The sequence below is a fragment of the Vibrio sp. 704 genome (assembly GCF_033339295.1).
In genome coordinates this window covers 1-589 of record NZ_JAWOUH010000726.1, presented here as the reverse complement: position 1 = coordinate 589, position 589 = coordinate 1, and the positions used below count along the sequence as shown (strand labels likewise).

1 pseudogene is annotated in these 589 nt (G+C 44.0%); it reads left to right on the top strand.

The features are described 5' to 3' along the window. Positions 1 to 65 precede the first annotated feature (65 nt). Positions 66 to 589 (top strand): annotated as a pseudogene (locus tag R7R24_RS28765) (ligase); the annotation flags it as partial.

Sequence of the window (589 nt, the reverse complement as noted above, 5' to 3'; positions counted from 1 at the left end):
AAAACGGGTAAAGTACAAAGACCAGCCAACGCTGGTCTTTTTTCATTCAAAACAACGCAATATATATGGCTACTATACATGTAAGTGGAACCAAACTTTCTCCTGAAAAAGTACAAGTTCCTCTCAATCGCAAGTTTCTCATCGCCTTGGCCGTTCTGTTTTTACTGGCCATGCACTTTTTTATGCCCAATCCAGGTGGATCAGGGTTAGCCTTATCCTTCAACGCAACAACGTGGATTGCATTTAGCTTTGCGTTAGGTATCGGTTGCTATCAGCTCGCGAGTAACCGCATTTTACGCTATTCAAAACTAACCATCGGGTTACTGATCAGCGCGATCATCATGACGTTGCCAGTATTCTACCCCAATGCGGACAGCACTCTGGCAGCGAACAAACTTATCGGCCTGTGGAGTGGTTTCCTGTTTTTTGTTGTCTTACAGCAATTTCATTTCAGTAATAAGCATCGCCAACGGTTACTTTGGTTCATCGTACTGGCTGTCGTGATTGAAGCTCTATTTGGTCTGACGCAATATCTTTTTCTAAAACCAGGGAATCCTTTCGGCTACGACACGATTGCTAACCGTCCGTA